This window comes from Desulfomonilia bacterium (assembly GCA_036567785.1).
GTDB lineage: Bacteria > Desulfobacterota > Desulfomonilia > UBA1062 > UBA1062 > DATCTV01.
The window spans coordinates 140,664-163,082 of record DATCTV010000002.1; the positions used below are offsets into that span (position 1 = coordinate 140,664).

General features: G+C 41.1%; 25 protein-coding genes and 1 tRNA gene. 11 read left to right on the forward strand and 15 right to left on the reverse strand.

Annotated features, from left to right (window positions below; all coding sequences use genetic code 11):
• Positions 1-21: 21 nt before the first annotated feature.
• On the forward strand, positions 22-1,266 hold the full coding sequence (gene aroA, locus VIS94_00575) for a 3-phosphoshikimate 1-carboxyvinyltransferase (GenBank protein ID HEY9159567.1): 1,245 nt from the start codon (positions 22-24) through the stop codon (positions 1,264-1,266).
• Positions 1,263-1,925, forward strand: coding sequence for a (d)CMP kinase (cmk, locus tag VIS94_00580; protein HEY9159568.1), 663 nt, complete (start codon positions 1,263-1,265; stop codon positions 1,923-1,925). The genes aroA and cmk overlap by 4 nt, the downstream gene beginning before the upstream one ends.
• On the opposite strand, the gene VIS94_00585 is transcribed toward cmk, so the two are convergent.
• From VIS94_00585 to VIS94_00635, 11 genes are all read right to left on the reverse strand, one after another.
• Positions 1,914-2,141 (reverse strand): hypothetical protein, encoded by a 228-nt coding sequence (locus VIS94_00585; GenBank protein ID HEY9159569.1) that lies wholly within the window; start codon positions 2,139-2,141, stop codon positions 1,914-1,916. The genes cmk and VIS94_00585 overlap by 12 nt on opposite strands.
• 160 nt (positions 2,142-2,301) lie before the next feature.
• Positions 2,302-3,501 (reverse strand): hypothetical protein, encoded by a 1,200-nt coding sequence (locus VIS94_00590; GenBank protein HEY9159570.1) that lies wholly within the window; start codon positions 3,499-3,501, stop codon positions 2,302-2,304.
• Positions 3,470-3,667 (reverse strand): DNA gyrase inhibitor YacG, encoded by a 198-nt coding sequence (gene yacG, locus VIS94_00595; protein HEY9159571.1) that lies wholly within the window; start codon positions 3,665-3,667, stop codon positions 3,470-3,472. Before yacG ends, VIS94_00590 begins: the two co-directional genes overlap by 32 nt.
• A 67-nt stretch (positions 3,668-3,734) precedes the next feature.
• Positions 3,735-3,811, reverse strand: a tRNA-Arg gene (locus VIS94_00600).
• A 137-nt stretch (positions 3,812-3,948) separates the two neighbouring features.
• Entirely contained in the window at positions 3,949-4,368 is a 420-nt protein-coding gene (gene atpC / locus VIS94_00605; protein HEY9159572.1) for an ATP synthase F1 subunit epsilon, read from the reverse strand.
• Positions 4,369-4,395: 27 nt separating this feature from the next.
• Positions 4,396-5,805 (reverse strand): F0F1 ATP synthase subunit beta, encoded by a 1,410-nt coding sequence (gene atpD, locus VIS94_00610; GenBank protein HEY9159573.1) that lies wholly within the window; start codon positions 5,803-5,805, stop codon positions 4,396-4,398.
• A 28-nt stretch (positions 5,806-5,833) separates the two neighbouring features.
• A complete protein-coding gene (gene atpG, locus VIS94_00615) occupies positions 5,834-6,691 on the reverse strand; it encodes an ATP synthase F1 subunit gamma (protein ID HEY9159574.1) in 858 nt (285 codons plus the stop codon).
• A gap of 3 nt (positions 6,692-6,694) precedes the next feature.
• Positions 6,695-8,215, reverse strand: coding sequence for a F0F1 ATP synthase subunit alpha (gene atpA, locus VIS94_00620; GenBank protein HEY9159575.1), 1,521 nt, complete (start codon positions 8,213-8,215; stop codon positions 6,695-6,697).
• Between the two features lies 1 nt (position 8,216).
• Entirely contained in the window at positions 8,217-8,762 is a 546-nt protein-coding gene (gene atpH, locus VIS94_00625) for an ATP synthase F1 subunit delta (GenBank protein HEY9159576.1), read from the reverse strand.
• On the reverse strand, positions 8,759-9,352 hold the full coding sequence (locus VIS94_00630; protein ID HEY9159577.1) for an ATP synthase F0 subunit B: 594 nt from the start codon (positions 9,350-9,352) through the stop codon (positions 8,759-8,761). Before VIS94_00630 ends, atpH begins: the two co-directional genes overlap by 4 nt.
• Positions 9,349-9,777: an ATP synthase F0 subunit B gene (locus tag VIS94_00635; protein HEY9159578.1), complete on the reverse strand. Its 429-nt coding sequence runs from the start codon at positions 9,775-9,777 to the stop codon at positions 9,349-9,351. The genes VIS94_00630 and VIS94_00635 overlap by 4 nt, the downstream gene beginning before the upstream one ends.
• 358 nt (positions 9,778-10,135) lie before the next feature.
• Here VIS94_00635 and VIS94_00640 point away from each other — a divergent pair, with 358 nt between their 5' ends.
• Genes VIS94_00640 through VIS94_00655 form a run of 4 tightly spaced genes read left to right on the forward strand, consistent with a single transcriptional unit; the run spans position 10,136 to position 12,376 of the window.
• Positions 10,136-10,330, forward strand: coding sequence for a DUF4911 domain-containing protein (locus tag VIS94_00640; protein ID HEY9159579.1), 195 nt, complete (start codon positions 10,136-10,138; stop codon positions 10,328-10,330).
• Positions 10,327-10,740, forward strand: coding sequence for a hypothetical protein (locus tag VIS94_00645; protein ID HEY9159580.1), 414 nt, complete (start codon positions 10,327-10,329; stop codon positions 10,738-10,740). The genes VIS94_00640 and VIS94_00645 overlap by 4 nt, the downstream gene beginning before the upstream one ends.
• Positions 10,737-11,234 carry a CvpA family protein gene (locus VIS94_00650; protein HEY9159581.1) on the forward strand — a complete coding sequence of 166 codons (498 nt, stop codon included), beginning with the start codon at positions 10,737-10,739 and terminating at the stop codon, positions 11,232-11,234. Before VIS94_00645 ends, VIS94_00650 begins: the two co-directional genes overlap by 4 nt.
• On the forward strand, positions 11,231-12,376 hold the full coding sequence (locus VIS94_00655; protein HEY9159582.1) for a YihY/virulence factor BrkB family protein: 1,146 nt from the start codon (positions 11,231-11,233) through the stop codon (positions 12,374-12,376). The genes VIS94_00650 and VIS94_00655 overlap by 4 nt, the downstream gene beginning before the upstream one ends.
• Before the next feature lie 5 nt (positions 12,377-12,381).
• Here the strand turns inward: VIS94_00655 and VIS94_00660 are convergent, their stop codons facing one another.
• Positions 12,382-12,696, reverse strand: a complete 315-nt coding sequence (locus tag VIS94_00660) for an FYDLN acid domain-containing protein (GenBank protein ID HEY9159583.1) — start codon at positions 12,694-12,696, stop codon at positions 12,382-12,384.
• Positions 12,697-12,858: 162 nt separating this feature from the next.
• Between VIS94_00660 and VIS94_00665 the strand changes: the two genes are divergently transcribed.
• Genes VIS94_00665 through VIS94_00680 form a run of 4 tightly spaced genes read left to right on the forward strand, consistent with a single transcriptional unit; the run spans position 12,859 to position 16,168 of the window.
• A complete protein-coding gene (locus tag VIS94_00665) occupies positions 12,859-13,620 on the forward strand; it encodes an SDR family oxidoreductase (GenBank protein ID HEY9159584.1) in 762 nt (253 codons plus the stop codon).
• Between the two features lie 9 nt (positions 13,621-13,629).
• Positions 13,630-14,856, forward strand: a complete 1,227-nt coding sequence (locus VIS94_00670) for a 6-phosphofructo-2-kinase/fructose-2,6-bisphosphatase (protein HEY9159585.1) — start codon at positions 13,630-13,632, stop codon at positions 14,854-14,856.
• 5 nt (positions 14,857-14,861) lie between these two features.
• Positions 14,862-15,632, forward strand: coding sequence for a M48 family metallopeptidase (locus tag VIS94_00675; protein ID HEY9159586.1), 771 nt, complete (start codon positions 14,862-14,864; stop codon positions 15,630-15,632).
• A 32-nt stretch (positions 15,633-15,664) separates the two neighbouring features.
• Positions 15,665-16,168 carry a flavin reductase gene (locus VIS94_00680; protein HEY9159587.1) on the forward strand — a complete coding sequence of 168 codons (504 nt, stop codon included), beginning with the start codon at positions 15,665-15,667 and terminating at the stop codon, positions 16,166-16,168.
• Positions 16,169-16,224: 56 nt separating this feature from the next.
• Here the strand turns inward: VIS94_00680 and VIS94_00685 are convergent, their stop codons facing one another.
• Positions 16,225-18,105 carry a DUF4382 domain-containing protein gene (locus tag VIS94_00685; protein HEY9159588.1) on the reverse strand — a complete coding sequence of 627 codons (1,881 nt, stop codon included), beginning with the start codon at positions 18,103-18,105 and terminating at the stop codon, positions 16,225-16,227.
• Between the two features lie 288 nt (positions 18,106-18,393).
• Between VIS94_00685 and VIS94_00690 the strand changes: the two genes are divergently transcribed.
• Positions 18,394-19,629, forward strand: coding sequence for an iron-containing alcohol dehydrogenase (locus VIS94_00690; protein HEY9159589.1), 1,236 nt, complete (start codon positions 18,394-18,396; stop codon positions 19,627-19,629).
• 85 nt (positions 19,630-19,714) lie between these two features.
• Here the strand turns inward: VIS94_00690 and VIS94_00695 are convergent, their stop codons facing one another.
• Together VIS94_00695 and VIS94_00700 are read right to left on the reverse strand one after the other, a co-directional pair.
• Positions 19,715-20,917, reverse strand: coding sequence for a (Fe-S)-binding protein (locus VIS94_00695; protein HEY9159590.1), 1,203 nt, complete (start codon positions 20,915-20,917; stop codon positions 19,715-19,717).
• Between the two features lie 133 nt (positions 20,918-21,050).
• A complete protein-coding gene (locus VIS94_00700) occupies positions 21,051-22,400 on the reverse strand; it encodes an ArsB/NhaD family transporter (GenBank protein HEY9159591.1) in 1,350 nt (449 codons plus the stop codon).
• Between the last annotated feature and the right edge of the window lie 19 nt (positions 22,401-22,419).

Genomic DNA, 22,419 nt, shown 5'->3' on the forward strand with positions numbered 1-22,419 from the left:
TATCCTGCGGAGCAATAAGCTATGAGAATTAACGGAGAAATAAAACCGCCTGCCGACAAATCGATATCCCACAGGGCATTCATCCTGGGTGCACTGGCAAAAGGAAGGACCAGTGTTTTTTCCAGCCTTGAATCAGAAGATGTTAAAAGTACAAGGGAAGCGCTTAAAGCCCTAGGCGTCAGGATATCAAAATCAAATGATTCATACATTATTGAAGGCGGAAATCTTACAGAGCCAGAAACATTAATAGATGCCGGCAATTCAGGCACTACGGCAAGGCTTCTGAGCGGTGTATTATCCGGAATTAAAGGTGTGAGCATTATTACAGGAGATTCATCCCTTATAAAGAGACCGATGGCACGTGTTATCAAACCGCTCAGGCTTATGGGTGGGGACTTCATGGCAAGGCAGGACAGGTTTATGCCGATGGCCATTAGGGGAACAGATTTAAAAGGCATCACATACGACATGGATGTTGCATCAGCACAGGTTAAATCGGCAATAATCCTAGCCGGGCTGAAGGCTGAAGGCGTAACATCCGTTACCGAACCTTCCCTGAGCAGGGACCATACTGAAAGAATGCTTGCCTTTTTCGGGGTAAGACTGAAAATATCAGGCAGGAATATCAGTCTTGAAGGTCCTCAGGAATTAACTGCACGGGATATTACGGTTCCGGGCGATCCTTCATCCTCCGCATTCCCTTCAGTTCTGGCAGCCGCCACTCCTGGTTCGGAACTCAGAGTAATGGGCATATGTCTAAATCCTGCAAGAACTGCTTTTTTAAATGTCCTTAAAAGGATGGGGGCTGATATAACTATTGAAAATATAAAGGCTTCGGCAGGAGAAACGGTAGGAGATTTCATAATAAAGGGTTCCAGACTTAAAGGTACTGTAATTGAAGGCGACGAAATTCCAGGGTTGATTGATGAGATTCCCATACTGGCAGTAGCAGCAAGTCTTGCCGAAGGTCGGACTATAGTCAGAAATGCTCAGGAACTCCGTGTAAAAGAGGCGGACAGGATAACGTCAATGGTCGAAGGATTCGCTTCACTTGGTTCCCATATCAAAGAACTGGAGGACGGATTTGTTATCGATGGCCCCTTGAAACTCAGAAACGGCTCGGTAAAAACCTATTCCGATCACAGGATAGCCATGGCATTTTATATTCTCTCAATGGCTGCTGACATTGATGTGCAGCTTGACAACAATTCCTGCGTTGATATTTCCTATCCCAATTTTTTCAAGGACATGAAACAGCTCATATGAAAACCAGAATAATAACGATTGACGGCCCTGCAGGAACCGGAAAATCGACTGTGGCAAAAACCGTCGCGGAAAAGCTTGGATATACTTTTCTGGATACAGGTGCACTTTACAGGACATGCGCATTGGCTGTAGACAAAATAAATGGAGACATAGAAAATGAAGAAGAGTGTGCAAAAATCGTTGCAGGCATCAACATAAAACTTTTTGGATCAAAGGTTTTCCTGGATGGTATTGACGTAAGCAAGGACATACGGACAAACAGGATAAGCACTCTTTCATCTAAAATAGCCGCACACCCTTCTGTCAGAAATCTCATGCTGAATATACAAAGGTCATTCCCGAAATTTTCTTCAATCGTTGCCGAAGGCAGGGATACCGGTTCAGTTGTCTTTCCGGACGCAGATGTAAAGATTTACCTTGATGCTTCACTTGAAGAACGTGCAAAAAGAAGACATAACGAAATGATTTTAAAAGGTATTTCAGTCCCTATTGAACAGATTATTAATGATGTTAAAGAAAGAGATGACAGAGACCGTACAAGAGAATCAAGCCCGTTGGTGATACCTTACAACTCTACTGTGGTTGATACGACACATATGAATCTTGATGAAGTAATTGAAACTGTCCTGAAAGAAATAAAAAAGAAATTACCCGATTAATAATCGATCCCTTTGTCCCGCAAGCTTTGATACAGCGGCCTCTTTTTTCATATCACCTGCCATGCATTCAATTATTTCCTTTGAAAAGCTTATAATATCACTTTCTGCAAATCCATTTTTCTTGAGTTCCCTATAAAGTGACTTGGCAAGTATTTTGGTTGCCCTTTCGGGTTCCATATTTTTCATAACCATGTCTAAATTTCCTCTTTTGTTCATATTAGGCTCCTATGCCATTATGGTATGCATTCATTGTGCCAAATATAGTTATTAAAATAATTGTTATATTTTCAAGTGGTTATACAATCATAATGAAATATTTATTTAAAATGTTGTGTTGTTTTTGCAATATCATGGTTCCTATAAAACAGTTGTTCGCTTATCCCATATGCTGAATTAATTGTTTTGAATTTCTCCATTTTCTAGTTCTCTGCACCTTTCTTCTGAAAAATTCCCCGAATGGATCATTATGATTTGATTTATCACCTATAATGATTCCGAACACCTTTGATGCATTAAGGTAATTGGCCTTTTTTCTTTCCGAATATTTGAATCGTCCGGTTTCAACGGCTTTATTCATATTGCATAGAATAGTCAGAACCTGAGAAATATGCGCCATTACAACCTTTGGGATCTGAATCTGAATGCCAGCTTTTATCATCTCATCATGAAGCATTTTTGACTTATCCTGGCTTTCTGAATTTTTACCGACAACATGTCTAGCCCACGGCCAGAATATGATTGTAAAAATATCCTGAATTGGGATATCTTCTCCTGATATATTTAGAATATCTATTGTTTTTAAATAGTTGAACAGCTCAGAGGTCTCAAACTGATTATCCGAATAAAATCGGCCAATATCCCCCAGAAGACATGGCAATATCCCGAAAAGATCAAGCTGGAAAAAAACAGGCATCAGAAAACCAGATTTTATGTCTTTACATATCTCCTCATACATTCTTGCGCCAGAGCAGTTCTGAAGTAGATCTCTGTGTTGAAATACTTTAGATGCCGTTTCATGATGAATTCTGAAATTTTGTCTTGAAGAATGCCTTAAAACTCTTAAAATTCTGACAGGGTCTTCTTTGAATCTTTTATCAGGATCACCGATTATCCTTATTATTCCTTTATTTATATCATTCAGACCGCCAACATAATCAATTACACTGAAATCAGCAATGTCATAAAAAAGGGCGTTGATAGTGATGTCTCTGCGGTGGGCATCTTCTTCCGGGGTTCCGAATGTATTGTGAATATCCTCATTACTTCCTTCTTCAGGTTCTCTTCTGAATGTTGCAACTTCAATAACTTTATTACCTTTGAATCTGATATGGGCTAGTTTGAAACGTCGTCCTATCAAAAACGAATTGGAAAACAGCTTTTTTATCTGGCCGGGTCTCGCATCTGTGGCAATATCATAATCATTCGGCTTCTTACCAAGCAGAATATCCCTTACCGCTCCTCCTACGAGATAAGCCTTGAATCCATTACGGTTAAGCCTGTACAGGACTTTCAGAGCATCTTCATCAATGTCTCTTCTTGAAATATTATGAAATGATCTTCGAAGTATCTTCGCCATTGTTTAACTCTTCGGATGAATAATCAGTATTGGTTGAAGATATTTTGTAAGACTCATCTGCCCAGTTCAGGAGGTCTCTGTTTTTACATTCCTTCGAACAAAACGGCCTGTTTATGTTTCCCTCATATATGGTTTCTTTTCCACATGCGGGACATGATATCTTCATGCTTTAACCTTTGCATATGTTTTGGCTGAATTTCTTTTTGGCAGAAAATAAATACCTTTTTCATAACTGGCGCGCCCAAGAGGATTCGAACCTCTGACCTTTGGATTCGTAGTCCAACGCTCTATCCAACTGAGCTATGGGCGCATTCGTTTTCGTTATATAGAACCTATAGTACCAATCAGTCAATGTTGTAATAAAGAGCCTTGATAAGAAAATGTCATTGAATAATAAAAAGGGGACAACTTGAAATGTCCCCTTTTTGCTATCAGTAAATTTGATGCTTAACTGGCTTTAACAGTCTCAGCTACCTTAATTTTCACTTCGGCCATAATCTTTCTGCTTTCCCACTTGTTTACTTCAGGATCGTCTTTTGCAAGACTTCTCAGCTTCTCTTCTGCAATCTCCAGATCTTTGCGTGTCTGTTCCAGATCTATTTCTTTTGCGAGCTCGGCATGTTCTGCAAGGAGTATAACTTTATCGGAAGTTACTTCACAAAATCCACCCGATATAGCCATATAACTTTTTCCGCCTTCATCATCATACACCGTAACCATGCCGGGTTTTAATGTTGTTAGAAAGGCTGCGTGTCCTTTAAAGACGCCGAATTCCCCCTGAGATCCCGGAGCTATTATTTCTTCAACATTACGGCTCAGTAATGATCTTTCAGGTGTAACAACATCAAGATGAAATAATTCAGCCATTTAAGCTCCCCTTTTTATAAGGACAAATTACTCAGCTGCCATTTTCTTGGCTTTTTCGATCGCCTCATCCAGTGATCCCACCATATAGAATGCCTGTTCTGGCAAGTCATCCATCTCGCCGGCAACTATTCTTTTGAAGCCATCTATTGTATCTTTTAGTTCAACATATTTTCCGGGCATCCCTGTAAACTGTTCTGCAACACTGAATGATTGCGACAGGAACCGCTGAATCTTTCTTGCCCTTGAAACAATAAGTTTGTCGTCTTCAGATAGTTCGTCCATTCCAAGAATTGCAATAATATCCTGAAGTTCTTTATATTTTTGAAGTATCTGCTGAACGCTTCTTGCTATTGTGTAATGCTCAATACCTACCAGCTTGGGATCAAGAATTCTTGATGTCGAGTCGAGAGGGTCAACAGCAGGATAAATGCCAAGTTCAACAATTTGCCGGGAAAGAACAGTAGTCGCATCCAGATGGCTGAATGTTGTTGCAGGCGCAGGGTCAGTAAGGTCGTCGGCAGGAACATAAATAGCCTGGACCGATGTGATTGATCCCTTTGTAGTGGTTGTAATACGTTCCTGCAATTCTCCCATGTCAGTACCCAGAGTAGGCTGATAACCAACTGCCGAAGGCATCCGGCCGAGAAGAGCTGAAACTTCCATACCCGCCTGAGTGAACCTGAATATATTATCTATGAACAATAGAACATCCTGATTCTGTTCATCCCGAAAATATTCAGCAACTGCGAGGCCAGATAGACCAACCCTTGCCCTTGCTCCGGGCGGCTCATTCATCTGACCATAAACAAGTGCACATTTGTTGATAACCCCGGACTCTTTCATTTCAAGCCAGAGGTCGTTTCCTTCTCTCGTACGTTCTCCAACACCGCAGAAAACCGAGTATCCACCATGTTTTTTTGCAATGTTATTAATAAGCTCCATAATGAAGACTGTTTTACCGACACCGGCGCCACCAAACAGACCAATCTTTCCACCTCTCATATACGGAGTAAGAAGATCTATAACCTTGATGCCTGTTTCAAAGGACTCGATTGATGTGCTCTGTTCAGTAAACTTTGGCGGTTCCCTGTGAATCGGACCGGTTTTATCGTTGCCAATAGGGCCTGCTTCATCAACAGGTTTACCGATTACATTCATAATCCGACCTAGGACTTTATCGCCAACAGGTACGCTGATCGGAGCTCCGGTATCCTTAACCGGCATGCCCCTTACCAAACCATCAGAAGAGTCCATAGCAATAGTGCGGACTTTTCTGTCTCCCAGATGTTGTGCAACTTCCAGAGTCAGATTGTCTTCTTCATTGGAAAGGAACGGATTGCTTACCAACAGGGCGTTATATATATCAGGGAGTTCTCCAGTATCAAACTCCACGTCAATAACAGCGCCTATTACCTGTGTAATTTTACCAATATTCATTCAGAACACCCCCTATTTCCTATTAGGTCTATCCTTTTAACGCCTCTGCACCACCGACAACTTCGACAAGTTCGGTAGTAATAGCTGCCTGTCTTTGTCTGTTATATTTGATTGTCAGTTTTCCGATAACTTCACTGGCATTTCCCGATGCGCTTTCCATTGCTGTCATCCTGGCCCCGTGTTCTGACGCAGCTGATTCAAGCAGGGCCCTATAGAAAAAAACCTTAAGGCTCATTGGCAACAATGTTTCAAGCAGTAAATCCTCAGAAGGTTCAAAAATATATTCCAACCTTGAGTTTTCATCTGCTTCAATCGGTTCAATTGGAAGAACCTGATCAACATGCAATATTTGAGTCATCGCACTCTTGAATTCGTTGAATATTATCGTCAGCTCATCGTATTCTGACTTGATATATCCGTTAATCAGATCTTCACAAATCTCAGCAGCCAGACTGAAACTCGGTTTTCCAATAATATAAGATTTCCGGATATCGACATTCTTACGTTTGTAGAAATCAAGACTTTTCTTGCCTATGAGCACAAGTGATATCTGTTCGAGACGATTTTTATTCTGTTTCACATATGCTTCAGCTTTCCTGAATACATTTTGATTAAACGCCCCGCATAATCCTCTGTCAGAGGCAATTACGACAACAACGCCCTTCTTTGGTTCCCTAACTTTAAGCAAAGGATGTGCATCAGGGGTTATTCGGGAAACAAGAGAAACGAGGACCTCATTCATTTTGATAGCATATGGTCTGGCTGTAATTATATCTGTCTGAGCACGTCTTAATTTTGCTGCAGCAACCATTCTCATTGCTTTTGTTATCTGTTCTGTCTTCTTGACAGAATTAATCCTGTTCTTGAGGTCTTTTAAATTAGGCATGATTTATCCTTCAGCCGTTACTGTAAATACTTTCTTGAATTCAGCAATAGCATCCTTTAGGAGTTTCTCAGTTTCAGAATCCATCTGTCCTGTTTCTCTTATCGTTTTCAATATTTTTGGATGTTTATTCTCAAGGAATTCAAGATACTGTTCCTCAAAAGAATTAATCGCGTCAATAGGATACTCATCCAGATGCCCATTCGTTCCGGCATAAATTATCGCAACCTGTTTTTCTGCGGCTAATGGCTTATATTGGGGCTGTTTAAGCATTTCCATAAGGCGTGCGCCCCTGTTAAGCTGCGCTTGAGTTGCTTTATCAAGATCGGATCCGAACTGGGCGAAAGCTGCCAGCTCACGATATTGTGCCAGATCTATTCGAAGAGAACCGGCGACCTTTTTCATTGCCTTGATCTGAGCATTACCACCAACGCGCGAGACAGAAATACCGACGTTAATTGCAGGCCTGAATCCTGAATAAAACAAGTCAGTATCAAGGAATATCTGACCATCCGTAATTGAAATAACGTTGGTTGGAATATATGCAGACACGTCGCCTGCCTGAGTCTCGACTATCGGCAATGCCGTAAGTGATCCTCCACCCATGTCTTCACTCAATTTAGCAGCCCTTTCAAGGAGCCTCGAGTGAAGATAGAAAACATCTCCAGGAAAAGCTTCTCGTCCTGGCGGTCTTCTCAAAAGCAATGAAAGCTGTCTGTATGCCTGTGCCTGTTTTGTAAGGTCATCATATATACACAATGCATGTTGACCCTTATCCCTGTAAAATTCTCCAATTGCAGCGCCTGAATAAGGAGATATGTACTGAAGAGGGGCAGGATCAGATGCAGTAGCTGCGACGACAATTGTGTAATCCATTGCGCCATACTGCTCCAATGTTCCCACAACCTGAGCAACAGTTGACTGTTTCTGCCCTGTTGCAACATATATACAAATAACACCATTACCTTTTTGATTGATGATCGTATCTATAGCAACGGCAGTTTTTCCTGTCTGACGGTCACCAATGATTAATTCGCGCTGACCTCTCCCAACCGGCGTCATTGCATCGATAGATTTCAAACCGGTCTGAAGAGGTTCTTTAACAGGTTGTCGTTTAACTATGCCAGGAGCTTTTACATCGACAACCTTATATTCAGAAGCAGCAATCGGGCCTTTTCCATCAATAGGCTCACCAATAGCATTGACAACTCTTCCCAGCATTCCTTCGCCAACCGGAATCTGAACAATTCTTTTTGTTCTTTTTACCTGATCACCTTCTTTAATGCCGATACATTCACCAAAAAGAACGCAACCGACATTATCTTCTTCAAGATTAAGCGCCATTCCCATAACGTTATGAGGAAATTCGATCAATTCGCTGGACATTACGTTTCTAAGTCCATAGACACGGGCAATACCATCACCTATGGAGAGAATTGTTCCTGTTTCAGCGACGTCGATCTCCTTGTTATAACCTTTAATCTGATCCTTGATAATACTGCTAATCTCTTCCGCCCTGATCTGCATCCTACATCTCCCCTTTTAGACTCTCTTTAAATTTTATTAAGTTGTGTTTTATGCTCCCATCATAGACCATACCCTCAACATCTACAATCAGACCTCCAATAATTGAGGGATCTATTGTTGTCTCTATATGGATTTCTTTTTTTGACAGCCTGGAAAAAACTTCTGAAATTCTTTTTTGCTGGGCTTCTGTTAATTCTACCGCACTGATAACATTTGCTGTTGCTTTTCCACCAACTTCATTAATTATGTCATGATAAGATTCAAGTACGTCTGAAAGTTGATGGAATCTGTCTTTTTCAAGAAGTATATTAATGAAGCTCTCAATATATTTTGAGATATCAGTATTTTGAAGAAGGGTTCCAAGAATTTTCTTTTTGAGACCAATGTCATAAAGCGGACTTTCCATTATTGATTTTAGCTCTTCACTTTCTTTTATAAGCCCGACAACTGCATGAAGGTCAGCAAGAAATTTCTGGCCAACGTTTTCCTCGATACCAAGATCATACAGAGCCTTGGCATATCTTCTTGCTAAAACATCGCTCTTCAATTTTCCCTCGCTACATCATTTATATATTCTTCAACAAGTCTTTCCTGATCTTTATCAGTCATTTCTTTTGAAACTATCGAAACCGCCATGCTTCCGGCAAGTTCGACTACATAATTTCGTAAGTTTTGTCTAGAATTAATCACTTCCTGTTCGGCAGCAGCTTTAGCCTGTTCAATTAATCTCTGAGAATTTGCCTTGCCCTCTTCAATAATCTTATTTTTCTCGTTCTCAATTTCACCAATTAATGTCTTTGTAATTTCGTTAATATCTTTTTCAATTTCCTTAAATTTCTGCTCATATAAAATAAATTTCTGCTCAGCATCATTTTTTTCCTTATCTACTTCTTCAAGAAGATTCCCAATTTCAATTCTTCTTTCGCTAAAATACTTTTTTATTTTATCAGCCAGCAGATACCAAAGGAAGAACACCAGTGCAGCAAAGTTTATTGTTCTTTTTACGAGGTCCATCCACTGTACTCCATGATGACCTCCTTCATGTGCACCTTCACCACCTGATGCATACAATAAAACGGCAAACATCATACATCCGCATAAGATTGGGAGTATTCTTTTTATTTGTTTAAAACTCATGCCACCTTCCTCCCTAAAACTTGCTCTGCTATGGTAATCGCCATTTTATCAAGTTCAGGCTCAAGTTCCCTTCTGGCGGCTTCAATTTCTTTGGTGATCTGATTTTTTACTTCCGTGAGATGCCTCTCGGCTTCTTTCCTTGATTCTTCAATAATTATATTTGCTTTTTCAGTGGCCTCTTTCTTGGCATTATTTTTTATTGTCATTGCTTCAATCTTTGCCTGTTGTATTCTTTCATTATATGCATTAATTATTTTTTCTGTTTCTTCTTGGAAATCTTTTGTTTTCTGTTGTGTTTCAGAAATTTTCTTATCTCTTTCATCTAATATTTTAAGTAAGGGTTTATAAAGAACAATATTCAGGATAAAAATTAGGAGAAAAAAGTTTGCCATCTGAAGAAACATGCTCCAATTAATTTCTATCAAGATATACCTCCAGCAATTACCTTCTGCGTCTTTCTTTTGTAATGCAAATCGATTTAATCAATGCATTAACCGTGCACCATATCGCCATCATTAAATAATGAATGGCTATTCACTCATTAAGCAGGTAAGTCCTAACATTCAAATAAGACCATGTCAATATATTTGTATCAAAATAATAATATTCGATTAGGGCCTTATTATCGAATAATATCTTTAAATTTGTAGTGTTAGATAATAAAGAAAATTCATTCATTCAATCATATTGTTCATTTGGATATTGAAAGAGTCATGCATGCTTGTACAAGATTTTCACATGTGTTAATTTTGATTTATGGACCATTTGAATACGATTACTGCTATGATAGATAAAAGAAATGTTGCGTATATAAAATATATTTTTGAAGGATATGATGGAATGGCAATTATAAGTACAGAAGACAGAAGCGCATCAACAATCAATATCCTGTATTCAACAACACAGCAGAAACAACTGAAAAGCATTGTTAAGGCAATGATTAATGAAGGAGTAATTAAGGAGGTCCTTAAATCATGAGAAAACACCTGGTTATTATCAATACTGTCCTTGTCCTGATATTGTCGGTTTCATTAATAGGTATGTCTGGATTAGGAGGAAGCCCGAATCAAACTCAGGTATCATCGGTTTTCAAAGCAAAGGTACTGGACAATACAAATAATGAAGTAGAACTTGGAAATGTGACCATCGAAGGAAAAACATCATTCGGCGGATATCTTGGTAAAGGGAAAATCCAAATTCCATTTGAAAAAATTTCTTCTATTGAAATTTCCAAAGGGAATACATGTATAGATTTTGAAGATGGCGGGAAAATATGCAACATCAAAGCTAATGACTTCTCAAGATTATATGGAAACACATCATTTGGATCTTATCAAATCTCCCTAAAAGACATAAAAAAAATTGAATTTATCAAGGCCAGGAAGTGAATATTCTCGATATTGTCGTAATCATCATTATGGCATATTGCATTATCAGAGGATTGATGCTCGGGCTCTTAAACAGCATATCTTCATTTGTTGCAATTGTAGCCGGTGTTATACTGGCAAAAAGATATTATATAGTTGTTTCGGATTTTCTCAGAAAGATTACATTACCCGACTTGCATGGCGTTTTATCCTATCTGCTGGTTTTCATATTATTTTTTATAGCAATCAAATTAATCTTCTTTCTGGCAAAAAAAATATTCTCATCTACTGGCCTGACGACTTTTGACAGAATTCTTGGTGTTTCTCTTGGCTTTTTAAAAGGCATTCTAATTTCTGGAATATTAATAACAATAGTCCAGGTATCCATGCCCCCCAAAAGCAATATAATCATCAAATCTGTATTATTGCCGTATTATAATAAAGCCATGCAAACTACCGGATTGGTACCAAAGGATTTTATTAAATATTATAAAAATATAAGAGAATATTATTGAAGATAAGCCACTCAATAATGACTGTAAATGCCGTATGGAAAGGTTTCAGAAACGGCAATGGATTCTTGTGGACAACAACCTTGACATATACGACATTGTTTGCCCTTGTACCACTATTTGCAATCGCTTTGTCACTTTTCAAGTTGTGGGGAGGGTTCTCGATTATCCAGCAAAGTCTTTTACCAATAATCTCCGACTTCCTGGATCCTTCACAGAAAATTCAAGTAATGCAGTATATTCAGAGTTATGTTGACAATATAAAGGCAGGGACGCTGGGTACAATCGGCACATTTATATTTATACTTGCCTCAATTCCATTATTTCTTGGAGTTGATGATGCGATAAATTCGCTTTGGGGAAAGACAGACACAAGACCTGCTTGGCTTAAATTTGCGATCTGCTGGTCATTAACAACGCTCGGACCGATCGCAATAGTAGTCATACTAAGTGTTTTGTCATTGATTGACAGGGTTTTCCCGGAACTTTCAATTATCCTGAAATCGGTGAAGGTAATAATGTTAATATTCATAATATTTATTTTATTTATGATATACAAGATAGTTCCGAACACCAGGGTTAAAAACAAACCGGCTTTCATCGGTTCTTTTATCAGCGGGATTCTATGGATATTTTCATACAATCTTTATCAGGTATACATGAGACATGCCACATATTCTTTCAATATATACGGTTCTTTGGGAGCAATACCGGTTTTTCTTTTATGGATTTATATCAACTGGCTCATCCTTCTCCTGGGTGTACAAATAACAAAACAAATACAGTACCCCAATATCACAGGTGACATGTCTTCAATAACACCCACCGACAGATTCTGTGCGGCAGTCGATATTTTCAAATATATATTCTTAGGTATGTCCAAGGGTGTGTACTATGATGAAAGCAAATTAATTAATATATTGCCATTTCCTCCTGAGGTATCATCATCAACATTATCGATGTTAAATTCCTCAGGGCTTCTGCAGACAAACGGCAGGATACTTCTACCAACCAAGGGCATGAATGAAATAATGGTAATCGATATGCTCCATATTTTTATGGGACATATCGAAAATGAAATAATAGGAAAGTATTCAATTGATCTTGCAACTATAAACCAATATTCTCTCAAGGACCTCAAGTAGCTGTACTATTCATCATCAGCCATTTCTTTCTCTTCTTCTATAACCTCTGCATTCTCTTCAAGAATCATGTCTTCAACGTCAAGGGTGTATTCCTCAACATCTTCCTCTCCATCCCTGAAGATATCGACTCCATCAATATCTGGTCTGACATCTGACCGCCCTTTTCCAAGTGAGCGCTTTCTCTTGCGTTTGAGTATCTTCTTATTTTCCTCATTTGTCTGATCTTCACCGCATCGGGGACATACCGGATTCGGTTTATTTAAATCATAAAATTTACAGTTGCATTTATAGCATTTGTATCTCTTGCCGAGCTCTGCCACAGGCTTTCCTCCGCTGATTTTTTGTTCTCACTATCAGCAACTCAATGATTACGTCAACGATAATTCTGCTTTCAGTTTGTTCCAATTAATATGAAATAAAAAATAGCGTACTATGACCAATCCATGATAAATATTATATAATTCTATTAAAGGAGTTAACTCATGATAAATTTTTCATTGAAAGATAAAGTTGCACTGATCACCGGCGCCAGCAGGGGGATTGGAGAAGAGATCGCGTTGACACTTGCACAGTTCGGAGCACACTGTATACTGGTAAGCAGAAAGGCGGAAGCCCTTGCACCAGTAAAAGATAGAATATCTTCGTCAGGAGGCGCAGCAGACATTATAGCCTGTCATGTAGGTGACTTGAATCAGATAGAGATCCTCTTCTCGGAAATAAAATCCAGATTCGGGCGTCTCGACATCCTTGTAAACAACGCTGCCACCAACCCTTATTTCGGGGATATGCTCGGGGCAGATGCTGGCATATGGGACAAAACCTTTGATGTTAATCTGAAGGGACCTTTTTTCATTACCCAGAAGGCAATAAAACTTATGATAGAAACAAATACAAAAGGTTCCATTGTCAACATATCTTCTGTCAATGGAATCAAACCAGCCCCTTTCCAGGGAATCTATTCGATTACAAAGGCAGGACTCATCGCCATGACAAAATCGTTTGCAAAGGAATTTGCCAGCAAGGGAATACGGGTTAACGCTGTTCTTCCCGGTCTTACCGAAACCAAATTCTCAAAAGCAATTATGGACAATGATTCAATATATGATTTTGCCGTGAAGCAGATTCCGATGGGAAGACATGCAAGTCCTTCCGAAATCTCCGGGGCAGTATTATATTTGGCGTCCGAAGCCTCAAGCTTTACAACGGGTTCATTGATTGTCTGTGATGGCGGAATGCTTGCCTGATTCGCTGTCATGAACATCAAAGATGAAAAATTGTATATAGTTATGGTCGGTCTTCCCGGCAGGGGAAAATCGACTATAGCTCTCAGGCTTCAGGAAATGTTCAACAACGATAATATGGCAACCAGGATTTTCAATAATGGAAGCCTCAGGAGGAAATACAAGAACCTGAAGAATTCATATTCAGCAGAATTTTACCACCCTCAGAATATCGAAGGTGTGGAACTCAGGAAAATGTTCGCTCAGATAAACATGGAAAGAGCCAGGGACTTTCTTTCAAACAAAGGCCAGATAGCGATTCTCGATGCAACGAATGTCAGCAGGGAAAGAAGAGAGATGATCGAGTGCTTCCTTACGGATCATCCTGTTCTCTTCATCGAATGCATCAATGATGATGAGGATATTGTCAATCTCGGAATCATAGAGAAAACAAAATCAAAAGAATTTGAAAAGCTTTCCCAGAAGGAGGCCTTTCATAATCTGATGAAGAGAATCGAGTATTACAAAATGATATATGCCTCGCTTGAATCGGAGAGAAATATCATAAAGATCGACTCACTTCGCAACCGTATAATCAAGGAAAAAGTAATCGATACAATACCGCATCATTCCCGCATCCGGGATTTCCTTGTAACTGATATGGTGAAGAACCTCTTCCTGATAAGACACACTGAAACCTTCTTCAACGTATCGGACCGTATCGGCGGTGATCCTTCTCTTACGCCTAAAGGAGAGGAACAGGCAAAATCCCTGGCCGCCTTTTTCATGAACAACAAAATATCTTATATTTTTACAAGCAATAAAAAAAGAACGATTCAGACTGCACAGCCGATATGCGAAAAACAACAGAACTGCACTATCATCCCGTTAAAGGAGTTTAATGAGATAGACGGCGGAATATGTGAAGGAATGAGCTATAACGAAATAAGGATAAAGAGGCCTGATATCTACCTCGCGAGAGAGGCTGACAAATTCAATTATGTCTATCCCGAGGGAGAAGGCTATGTCACAATGAAAGAACGCATTGAAATAGGAATAAAGAAAGCTTTTTTTCTTAACAGAAACTCAAACAATATAATGATTGTAGGACACAGGGCCGTGAATCGCATGATACTCTCTCATTTTCTCTATCGCAGGATGGAGGATGTACCATATATCTATGTGCCGCAGGACAAGTTCTATCATATTATTGCAACACAGGATAAAAAGCTTTTTCAGCTGAAAAAGTATACCAAGTGAATAGAATGCAAAAATCAGTCATATATATTCCAATATTTATCATTTGCGTATTTCTGAACGGTTGTGCAACTGCTCCGATAACCGGACGTTCCCAGCTCCTGCTGGTGCCGGAAAGTGATGAAATTGCACTGGGACTCAAGTCCTACCAGGAAGTACTCGCCAAAGCCAAGATATCCCGTGATCAGCAAGTCAATGCCCAGGTCAAGCGAGTAGGAACACGCATAGCCAGTGTAGCAGACCGCGAAGACTACAGCTGGGAATTTACTGTTATCGACGATCCTAAAACAGCAAATGCATTCGCCCTTCCAGGTGGTAAAGTTGCTGTCTTCACAGGTATTTTACCCTACACAAAAGACGATAACGGCCTGGCATTTGTTTTGGCCCATGAGGTAGGTCACGCCATAGCACGGCATGGAGGAGAACGGATGAGCGAACAGCTTCTCATCCAGCTCGGACAGCAAGGTCTCAATCTTGCGATTGCAGATAAAAGCCCGCAGGCCATCCAGGCCATTAATCTGGGTTACGGTCTGGGTACTACTGTCGGTGTGACATTGCCGTTCTCTCGAGCCCAGGAACTAGAAGCCGACTACATAGGCATCATTCTTATGGCCAAGGCCGGGTATGATCCCCGTGAAGCGCCAAAATTCTTCGAACGCATGACATCAGGGCAATCAAAGAAAACTATTGAATTTCTATCTACCCACCCGGCGGATGATCGGCGTATACAAAATCTCAAAAACCTTATACCCCAGGCTCTGCCTTATTATAAACAGTAAATCTTGAGAGACTATTCCAAAAGGAGAAGATTATGAAAAATTGTGATCCCATCATCAGTTCCGAGACTCTGATAAACCGGATAAAAAAAGGTGCCTTCCTGACAGTAAAGGCTTCTGATTTGATGAATACCATGACAATCGGATGGGCCCTTGTCGGACACATATGGCGACGGAACGTCTTCATGGTTGCTGTACGCAACTCCAGGCACACCTTTTCCATCATTGAAAAGGCTGCAGATTTCACAGTCAGCTTACCTGAAGCCGACATGAAAGATGCCATAATGTTCTGCGGCTCCCATTCAGGACGGGACATTGACAAATTCAAGGCATGCAACCTTACCCCGGTGGCTGCCCAGCAGACAATTTCTCCTGTTCTTCAGATTCCAGGCCTGCATCTGGAATGCAGGATATGCTTCAAGGCACCTATGGATCCGGTTTATCTGGATCCTGCGTTTGATGACCTGTATCCGGCAAAGGACTACCATACCCTTTATTTCGGTGACATTGTCGCCTGTTACGAAACAGATACATTTTAAATAAAGCTTATCCAGGACAGAGATGCCTTCTGTCCTGGATCGTTGGACAAAAAAACCTAAATAAGACCAAGGTATCGAACTATCAAATAACCAGCACTGAGAGAAGCGGCATCGTCATCAAAAGTTCCTATTGCGGTTATATAGCGTACATCATAACCATTATATTCTTCCAGCTTGTCTAGAAATTTGGAGAAGTCAGTGTACCAGAAAAATGGGATTCCCTGCTGAACAATAAATATGCCGGAATTTGCTGATTTAATGGCAGCCTGACCAGAAAAATCGGTCACGATGTTATCCACCAAACCTGCGCGGTACAGGAAATGGAATTTACCCAGTTGATCATAGTTCAGGATCAAACTGTTATCTGTTTGACTGAATGCTTTTTCATAAGCCGGTTTCCAGTTTACATGCATGAGACCGAGTGCTTTGGAGATGTTAATGAGTGTTGTGGCGTTAAAATCAGGATTGTCCGCGTGTCCGAACTGATTAACAAACCCCCAAACCTTTACACGGTTACCTGCTTTGACTTTCTGTAACAATGTATTGCTCGCTGCAATTTTATATTTGTTGTAGTATGTACCTGCATTTGAAAAATTAAAGTCCTCATGCTTCATGCAATCGATAGTTTTTATCTCAACTTCCATGATGCCGGTGCTTTTCTTAGTCACAATGCCCCTCAAATGGGTCATCATCATGCGTACCGCATTTGCAGGTGCAATGGTGATCTCGCCATCTGCAGAATTATTTGCATTGCTGCTGCTGAAGAAGACCATAACACGCTGACCGACAGATATGTCATCTATTGAAAACGCAGATTGCGAAAACTGTCGACTCACTCTGGTGGAGGATTCATCCAGTTCTACTTTCGCAGTCTTGTAGAACTGAAGCCTGCCATCAGTATTAACAATGCTGACTCCTCGAATGGTTATAATATTACCGCTGCGGGCAGTTACATTTCCATTTACAACATTATCCGAACCTTTCCATGGAACGCTTGAACCCACATAAACTTCCTGCGCGAGCAGATCATACGGGTTGACACTAAGCTCTCCCAGAACCAGTACCGAATCATTCATGTATTCAGATCTGGCAAGTTCGTTCAGACCATCGCTTCCCTGATAACTTTTTCCGTTGATAAAATATAATGTGCCGTCTCCAGTACTGACCCTTATCTTTCCAAAAAGACCATCACTGTTTTGTACCATGGGAATAAACGGTTTGATCTCGACATAAAAACGATTATTACTCCTTTGCACATCACTCAACAAACCGCATACCCTGTGAGTATTGTTCTGAGGATTGAGATCGGCTATCAGCAACGGGCTTACAGTAAGAGTAAGATTGTCAAGATCCACTTCGTTCGTCGCATCGAGATTGAAATCCAAGGCAAGGTGTCTGGGCACACCTGGCAGAATGACAAGCGATGACAGATTTTCTATATCTACGGTTACACTGATCTGTTTGCCTTGAACTGCATTACCGTTATCATCAAGCAAGGTGATATTATGAGAATCAATCTGTTTTATATTCCCGCTGCCATCTTTTATCTTGATATCCGCATTTGAATAATCAAGTGTCATGGTCGCTTTAGTATATACGCCAACAGGAATGGTGCAGGCTGTTACGAACTCTGTCATATCCGTATACTGGCTGAAATCTACCCTCTGTTTAAGCGGCAGAGTTTCAACCTCGGCACCGAGATACTTCTTCAGGCTTATTGATACAATATCCACCGTATAGCTTGCAAAGTCTGACGGCGCATCGGTAAGGCTTATATATACCGCACCGGTTCCTTCCTCTATAGAACCTGTTCCATCTCCACCGTTCCCGCCGCCTCCACCGCCACAACCTGATATCATTGTCGCTAAAAAAAAGAAGATAACTGTTAATAAAGTAAATAAGTGATACTTTAAATTCCACGATATTTGCTTATTCATTCCCGCACCTCCAGTCTCTTTGATAATAATCTTTTCTCAGCGCTATGGTACTGCATTATCAGGCGACATGATCATGAAACAAGTGTTAACCACTAAGTTAAATCGTCATTGAACAGTTTGGAACAAAAAAGAGTTCAACCTGAATTGGAATCGTTTACAACTTGGTGTTTTTTAATATTATAGGTATTTTTAGTCAAGACAGGCATTCTCCTGTAAAAGTTGGGGAATAGATATAAAAGATGTCTTGTGCTACAATAACAGGAAACTAATTAACCGGAGGTAACCATCATGTGGGCATTAAAAAAGGTATATTATCGTATTTATCAGTTTGTAATGGGTTTCAGCATGAATTTCCTTCCCTGGATAGAACCCACAATCATTGACGGCAAGGACAGTATTAAAAAGCTTGCCAGTGTAATCAAGGGTAAAGGCATCAAAAACGTTCTCATAGTCACTGATTCAGTTCTCATGGGACTTCATCTTCTTGATTCTCTTTTTGAGGCCCTTAAATCTGCAGGCATAAAATATTCACTGTATGATCAGGTTCAGCCAAATCCTACGATTGAAAACATCGAAGCGGCTCTTAAAATCTATAATGCGAATGGTTGTGAAGCCATCATTGCCTTCGGCGGCGGTTCACCTATGGACTGTGCAAAGGTGACAGGAGCAAGGGTTGCACGTCCCAGTCGCTCGGTCGATGGAATGAGAGGCCTGTTCAAGGTTGGGCTTCCCTCGCTTAAAATGGGATCCATCCTGCCTCCGGTACTCTTTGCGATTCCCACGACAGCAGGAACCGGCTCTGAAACAACGATAGCAGCAGTCGTATCGAATTCTCAGACCCATGAAAAATCCCCCATCACCGACCCTGTTATCCGTCCGAGATATGCAGTTCTGGACCCGGCGCTGACTGAAGGTCTTCCACCACATATAACAGCGACCACAGGCATGGATGCCATGACCCATGCCGTCGAGTCATATATCGGAAAGTTTTATAACAATACAGAAACCCTCAAAAAAGCCATTCTGGCTGTTGAAATGATCTTCAATAATATTGAAAAGGCCTACAAGAACGGAAAGGACCTTGAAGCACGCGCCCAGATGCTGCTTGCAGCATATTATGCAGGATATGCCTTTACTCGCGGCGGCGTCGGATATGTCCACGGCATCGGCCATAATCTTGGCGGCATGTACGGTGTCCCACATGGACTTGCAATGTCGGTTATCTTGCCTTACGTCCTTAAATGGTATGGTGAAGCCGCACACAAACCGCTTGCAGAACTCGCCGAGTTTGCCGGCATAGCAAAACCCGGCATGAATCAGGCTCAAAAAGCCAAGGCCTTCATCGAAGCCATCAAAGATCTGAACAGGAAATTGAACATCCCTGAAAAGCTTGATTGCATTAAAGATGAGGACATCCCGTTAATCGCCGAGCGCGCATTGCTTGAATGCAATCCGACATATCCTGTTCCAAAGATCATGAGCAAAGAGGATTGCATGGGAGTCATCAGATCAATCAAGGCATAACGAATAAGATTAATTATCGGAAGAGGAACTGTTTAAAAGACAGTTCCTCTTTCTTATACAGACAATTTACTGTTTCAACTGCTGTTCACACATCCAAACGGGACTTATGCCTTTTTGCCGAAAGCATTTTAGGCATCTGGTTAAGCATCACACCCGATGCAAGAAGGAAGGCCCTGTTGTTTAGCCTGCGTTTCGGAACTTCTCCAATTGCGATCTGGACGAGTTCCAGTATATGATAAATTTCGGTCCAGAGGAAAGGGAGCATCAGCCTGCCCACGCCAAGCTGCTGCATGCATCCTGAACAGTACGTCACGACTGCGTCTGCCTTTGTATTTCTTGCAAGTGAGAGTGCCTTGCCGGTTGCCATTACAACGTTGAAAGGGTGATAGTTCGAGGCATGGCTGAATCCGCCTCCAATGCCGCAGCAGCGCATCATCTTTCCGTGCTGTTCTTCTTCAATTACCTTGACGCCCAGCATGTTAAGGAGTTTTCTGGGCATATCGATATACTCATCACCGAAGCATTTTGCATGGCAGGATTCCTGAATCGTTACGGTCATATCCAGCTTCTTTACCAGCTTCACTTCGCCTTTTTCGATCCTTCCTATAAGCCAGGGGATGACATGCTCTATCTCGAAATCAAACCTCGCACCATATTTTGGCAGTATGTTGGTGAACAGGTTCCTGCCTGCGGTACAGGGCATAAGCATCTTTTTTATTCCCATTTTTCTGTAATGCCCTGATAGTCTGGCCGCGGTTTTCCTTAGTTCATCAAAATGGCCTGAGCGGAAATACATCTCTCCGCAGCAAAGATCAAGTGACCCCCGGATCTCTTTACCGTCAAACAGCGAACTCATCATCAGGTATGGCGTTGTGATCACATTGCACCCCGGATAGATTATCTCTTCACAGGGGCTTGCATCATCCCATTTTTTTATGAGCGCCTTTTCATCTTCGGGCATTCTCTCGAGTGCATATGTCCTGAAGTTAGGTCTCATATCAGGGGTGAACCAGAGGGCCCTCTCAGGCATGCCTTCACTTTCATAGGCCTCATGCCACCTTTTAAGAATCAGCATTGCAGGGTTGCAGCCCTTTCTGCATACAAAGTTGCATGACATGCAGCTCGTACATTTTTTAAGTACGATACTGTTTTTCCGACCGGCTATCAGGTTTCGCATCTCGGCTTTTGCTTTATCAAGGGGAAGCGACATTACAGGGCATTCATGCAGGCATTCACCGCATTTTTCGCATTCCTCCTGATGGTATTCCTCAAACATGTCTGAATTCATATTTCCACCTCCAGAGTCTTCTGAAAAATGCATTTATTCATTCCTTATGATAGCATTCATATTCCCGAAGATGTTCATAGCATATCCCTCTTACATCCGGTGCCGGTATCTTTTTTTATAAACTGTTATTCCTTTATCCAAAAACATAATACCTGAGCCATACATATATCATACTTATTATGATTGACTCTATCATAAGCGGCATTCCGTATATCATGAACCTGCCGAATGTTATCTTTCTGCCTGTTTTCTCGGAAAGTCCTGCAACTATCACATTTGCCGAGGCACCTATTATCGTGCCGTTTCCGCCGAGGCACGCCCCGAGGGCAAGCGACCACCAGAGAGGCATGAGGTCGGGATGGTGAAGCAGCGCCGTGCCTGAAAGATCAGGCCACAGCTGTTTAGCCATGTCTATTATGAGTGGGTCCATTGTAGCTACATACGGAATATTATCGATAAATGCAGACGCAAATGCTGAAAACCATAACAGGATCATGCTGAGCCCGAACATATTTCCGCCTGCAAAAATAAGCATCTTGACGGAAAGCCATTTGATAAGACCGACCTTGACCACACCTCCGATGATTATAAATAGCCCTGTAAAAAAGAAAAGGGTAGACCATTCGACCTCTGATAAAAGGTGATGGGGCTCTTTAACCCCGGAAACAAGAAGGAGAATCGCCGCACCGCAAAGGGCCACCGTTGCGGGTTCCAGATGAAGGACACCGTGAAAAACGAAACCGGCCATTGTAAGACCAAGCACAACAAGGGATTTTATCATAAGCGGTTTGTCTTTGATGGATTCTCTTTCATCCATAGACATTATACGCTGGCGGTATTCTTCCCTGACATTCATTTTCTTTCCGAAAATAAACTTTAGGCTTATCAGGTAGACAATCATTATTACAATAACAACAGGTGCCATATTGTTTATGAAATCCATAAAAGAAAGCCCTGCTTTTGAGGCTATCATGATATTCGGCGGATCGCCCACAAGGGTCGCCGCACCTCCGATATTTGAAGCAAGGGCTTCTGTAATGAGAAATGGCACGGGTTCAAGGTCAAGTGCCTGACATATAAGTATGGTGACCGGGGCAATAAGAAGGACAGTAGTTACATTGTCCAGCAGGGCGGAAAAAAAAGCCGTTACAACAGAAAAAAGCGCCATCACTGCGAACGGCCTTGCTTTAACAAGCTTTGCACTTTTGACGGCAATATATTCGAAGATTCCTGAAGGACGCATGATATTTATAATAACCATCATGGAAAAGAGCAGGAAAATGACATTCCAGTCGACACCCAGTTCGTTCGAGTAAAATGCTTCTTCCTGGGTGACAATACCGAGTGTTATCACAAGAGCTGCACCGCACAGCGCAATTATTGTCTTGTGCACCCATTCTGTGACAATGAAAGCATAACTCAGGATGAAAATTCCTGTCGCTGCAAGAAATACAACATCAAATGTTACGGCATTCCCACTCATCATGCCCTTTCAGTGATTT

What these genes read in the sequence shown, in the direction of transcription:
- aroA (HEY9159567.1), top strand. Translation starts at nt 22, where the DNA reads ATGAGAATTAACGGAGAAATAAAACCGCCTGCCGACAAATCGATATCC.
- cmk (HEY9159568.1), top strand. Translation starts at nt 1,263, where the DNA reads ATGAAAACCAGAATAATAACGATTGACGGCCCTGCAGGAACCGGAAAA.
- VIS94_00585 (HEY9159569.1), bottom strand. Translation starts at nt 2,141, where the DNA reads ATGAACAAAAGAGGAAATTTAGACATGGTTATGAAAAATATGGAACCC.
- VIS94_00590 (HEY9159570.1), bottom strand. Translation starts at nt 3,501, where the DNA reads ATGGCGAAGATACTTCGAAGATCATTTCATAATATTTCAAGAAGAGAC.
- yacG (HEY9159571.1), bottom strand. Translation starts at nt 3,667, where the DNA reads ATGAAGATATCATGTCCCGCATGTGGAAAAGAAACCATATATGAGGGA.
- atpC (HEY9159572.1), bottom strand. Translation starts at nt 4,368, where the DNA reads ATGGCTGAATTATTTCATCTTGATGTTGTTACACCTGAAAGATCATTA.
- atpD (HEY9159573.1), bottom strand. Translation starts at nt 5,805, where the DNA reads ATGAATATTGGTAAAATTACACAGGTAATAGGCGCTGTTATTGACGTG.
- atpG (HEY9159574.1), bottom strand. Translation starts at nt 6,691, where the DNA reads ATGCCTAATTTAAAAGACCTCAAGAACAGGATTAATTCTGTCAAGAAG.
- atpA (HEY9159575.1), bottom strand. Translation starts at nt 8,215, where the DNA reads ATGCAGATCAGGGCGGAAGAGATTAGCAGTATTATCAAGGATCAGATT.
- VIS94_00630 (HEY9159577.1), bottom strand. Translation starts at nt 9,352, where the DNA reads ATGAGTTTTAAACAAATAAAAAGAATACTCCCAATCTTATGCGGATGT.
- VIS94_00640 (HEY9159579.1), top strand. Translation starts at nt 10,136, where the DNA reads ATGATAGATAAAAGAAATGTTGCGTATATAAAATATATTTTTGAAGGA.
- VIS94_00645 (HEY9159580.1), top strand. Translation starts at nt 10,327, where the DNA reads ATGAGAAAACACCTGGTTATTATCAATACTGTCCTTGTCCTGATATTG.
- VIS94_00665 (HEY9159584.1), top strand. Translation starts at nt 12,859, where the DNA reads ATGATAAATTTTTCATTGAAAGATAAAGTTGCACTGATCACCGGCGCC.
- VIS94_00670 (HEY9159585.1), top strand. Translation starts at nt 13,630, where the DNA reads ATGAACATCAAAGATGAAAAATTGTATATAGTTATGGTCGGTCTTCCC.
- VIS94_00675 (HEY9159586.1), top strand. Translation starts at nt 14,862, where the DNA reads ATGCAAAAATCAGTCATATATATTCCAATATTTATCATTTGCGTATTT.
- VIS94_00680 (HEY9159587.1), top strand. Translation starts at nt 15,665, where the DNA reads ATGAAAAATTGTGATCCCATCATCAGTTCCGAGACTCTGATAAACCGG.
- VIS94_00685 (HEY9159588.1), bottom strand. Translation starts at nt 18,105, where the DNA reads ATGAATAAGCAAATATCGTGGAATTTAAAGTATCACTTATTTACTTTA.
- VIS94_00690 (HEY9159589.1), top strand. Translation starts at nt 18,394, where the DNA reads ATGTGGGCATTAAAAAAGGTATATTATCGTATTTATCAGTTTGTAATG.
- VIS94_00695 (HEY9159590.1), bottom strand. Translation starts at nt 20,917, where the DNA reads ATGAATTCAGACATGTTTGAGGAATACCATCAGGAGGAATGCGAAAAA.
- VIS94_00700 (HEY9159591.1), bottom strand. Translation starts at nt 22,400, where the DNA reads ATGAGTGGGAATGCCGTAACATTTGATGTTGTATTTCTTGCAGCGACA.